This window comes from Bacillota bacterium (genome assembly GCA_040754675.1).
Taxonomy (GTDB): Bacteria; Bacillota; Limnochordia; order Limnochordales; family Geochordaceae; genus Geochorda.
Genome location: JBFMCJ010000529.1, coordinates 1 through 2,781, shown reverse-complemented (window position 1 = coordinate 2,781; position 2,781 = coordinate 1). Strand labels below are relative to the sequence as shown.

4 protein-coding genes are annotated in these 2,781 nt (G+C 71.3%); all 4 read left to right on the top strand.

The genetic code is table 11. From position 1 onward, the window contains the following. Positions 1-56: 56 nt before the first annotated feature. Entirely contained in the window at positions 57-635 is a 579-nt protein-coding gene (gene rsxA / locus AB1609_20275) for an electron transport complex subunit RsxA (protein MEW6048780.1), read from the top strand. Between the two features lie 15 nt (positions 636-650). Then, the gene (locus AB1609_20270; protein MEW6048779.1) at positions 651-1,490 is read left to right on the top strand and encodes an RnfABCDGE type electron transport complex subunit B; all 840 of its coding nucleotides are present in this window, start codon (positions 651-653) and stop codon (positions 1,488-1,490) included. A 6-nt stretch (positions 1,491-1,496) separates the two neighbouring features. Then, a complete protein-coding gene (locus AB1609_20265) occupies positions 1,497-2,618 on the top strand; it encodes an FAD:protein FMN transferase (protein ID MEW6048778.1) in 1,122 nt (373 codons plus the stop codon). After that, positions 2,615-2,781 (top strand): Gx transporter family protein (locus AB1609_20260; GenBank protein ID MEW6048777.1); only part of this gene is annotated, 167 nt, incomplete at its 3' end. The genes AB1609_20265 and AB1609_20260, both read left to right, overlap by 4 nt.

The window sequence follows — 2,781 nt, the reverse complement described above, 5'->3', positions numbered from 1 at the left end:
GCCGCCCCGCCCCCGCCGCAGGCCGCGGCGGCCTGCCGCGCAGGGGGTGGCGGGCGGTGAAGTGGCTTCTGCTACTGATCGGTTCGGCGCTGGTCAACAACGTCGTGCTGGTGCGCTTCCTCGGCACGTGCCCGTTCCTCGGCATGAGCCGCAGCATCAAGACGGGGGCCAGCATGGGACTGGCCACGACCTTCGTGCTGGTGGGCGCCGGCGTGGTCACGTGGCTGGTGGACCGGTTCCTGCTGATCCCGATGCGGCTGGGGTACCTGCGCACGCTGGCGTTCATCCTGGTCATCGCGGTGTTCGTGCAGTTCCTGGAGATGGTCGTCCGCAAGACCAACCGGAAGCTGTATGAGGCGTTCGGGATTTACCTGGCGCTCATCACCACCAACTGCGCCGTCCTCGGTCTGGCGCTGACGGCTTCCAACAGCTCGTACGGGCTTGGCGAGACGGCGGTGTTCGGGCTCGGGACGGGGCTCGGCTTCACGCTGGCGCTGCTGCTCATGGCGGGCATCCGGGAGGAGCTGGCGTACGCCCCCCTTCCCAGGGCGTTCGAGGGAACGGGGCTGGCGCTGGTCATTGCCGGGCTTCTATCTCTGTCGTTCATGGGCTTCGCGGGGCTGGTGCCCCTTTGAGAGGAGCCGCGGCCAATGGTTGACGGAATTCTGCGGGCCGCCGTCCTGCTCGGGTCACTCGGCCTGCTGTTCGGTATCGGGCTCGTGGTTGCCGGCCGCTTTTTGAAGGTGCAGGAAGACCCCCGGCTGGGGCAGGTGGTGGAAAGCCTGCCGGGCGCCAACTGCGGTGCGTGCGGCTTTTCGGGCTGCTCGGCGTTTGCGCGAGCCCTGGTGGGGCAGCGCGCGCCGATGAACGGGTGCCGGGCGGGCGGCGACCCCGTGGCCGAGCGGCTGGCGCGCATCCTGGGGCAGAACGTCGAGGTGGCCGGGCGGCGCGTGGCGCGGGTGCTGTGCGGCGGGGACCGCGAGAAGGCCGCGGCGCGGGCCGTCTACAACGGGGTGCCCGACTGCCGGGCCGCCGACGCCGTGACGGGCGGGCCGAAAGCGTGCCCGCATGGGTGCCTCGGATACGGGAGCTGCGTTGCGGCGTGCCCGTTCGGGGCGCTGGCGATGGGGCCCGATGGGCTTCCTGAGGTGGACGAGGAGAAGTGCACGGGATGCGGGCTGTGCGAACTGAGCTGCCCCAGGGGGGCCATCCGGGTGCTGCCCGCATCGGCGTCGTACGTGCGGTGCGTGTCGGCGATGCCGGGGAAGTTCGTACGGCAGGTCTGCGAGGCCGGCTGCATCGGGTGCCGGATATGCGAGCGGGCATGCGACCCGGACGCCATTCACGTGGTGGACAACCTGGCGGCCATCGATCCTGATATGTGCAGCCATTGCGGGCGATGCGCCGAGAAGTGCCCGACGCGCTGCATCGTCATTGTGCCGGCCCCCATCGAGGTGCCGGTCGCCGTTCGCGCCGGGGACGGGGCCTGAGCAGACGTGAGGCGCGTGCCGGCTTGGCTGCCCGCCGCGCTCGGAGCCGTCGTAATGGCAGCGGCCGGATCGCTGGCGCTGCGCTGGCATTCTGGGGCCGCCGGCGAAGCTGCCCTCGCCCCACCGGCCGCTCCTGCTGTCCCGGCCCGGGAGCGGCGCGAAGCCTCCGGCGAGGCGCCCGTCGTCTTCCGGGCAGGCTTCGCGATGGGCAGCTTCGTCCGGATCACGGCGGCCGGGCCGGGGGCTGACAGAGCCGCCGCCGCGGCGCTCCAGGAGCTGGACCGGCTCGACTCGCTGCTTGACCGGTTTTACCCCGGAAGCGCCGTTGCTGCCGTCAACGCTCAGGCCGGGCGCGCCAGGGTGCCCGTCCCCCAAGAGGTCGCTCAACTTGTCGAACTCGCGCTCAAGATCGCAGAACGCACGGGTGGCGCGTTCGACCCGACCGTTGGCCCCCTGGTGGACGCGTGGGGCTTCGGCTCGGAGTTCGAACGCAGGCGTCCAGCCCGCCCACCGGAGCAGGCCGCCATCGAGCGTGCCAGGCGGCTGGTGAACTACCGGGACGTCAAGGTCGAGAGGCGAGACGGGGAGGCGTGGGTCGGGCTCGCCCGGCCCGGAATGGTGCTGGACCTTGGCGCCATTGCGCAGGGTTACGGAGCCGAACGCGCCGCAGCCGTGCTCCGGGCACACGGCGTGAAGTCCGCCCTGGTGGACGTTGGGGGAGAGATCGTGGCCATCGGGACGCGGCCGTCCGGGCCGCAAGGCGCCAACCGGACGGCAGGATCCGGGCCCTGGCGTGTTGGAGTCCGCCACCCCCGATTCCAGGATCGCCTGGTGGCCACCGTGCTTCTCGAGGACAGGGCCGCCGCCACCTCGGGGGACTACGAGCGCTGCTTCGAGTACCAGGGGAGCCGTTTTGGCCACGTGATCCATCCCTTCACGGGCTGGCCGGCGCGGGGGCTTGTCAGCGTCACCGTGATCCACCGGTCAGCGACCGTGGCCGACGCGCTGGCGACCGCCGTCATGGTGTTGGGTCCCGAGAAGGGCGAGACGATCATCCGCAGCTGGCCGGGCGCCGAAGCCATCCTCGTGGACGAGCACCTGAACGTGCGGCAGGTGAAGGGCCCGTGAGCCACGGCCCACGGGTTCGGGATCTGGCGCTCTTCTCGCTGCTGCTGGCCCTCTCGCTTGCGCTGCACGCCATCGAGGCCCTGCTGCCTCCCTTTCCAGTGCCGGGGGCCCGCCTGGGGCTGGCCAACGCCGTCTCGCTGCTGGTGCTCTGGCGATGGGGGAC

Coding starts and splice junctions, on each gene's coding strand:
- AB1609_20270 (MEW6048779.1), top strand. CDS start 651: ATGGTTGACGGAATTCTGCGGGCCGCCGTCCTGCTCGGGTCACTCGGC.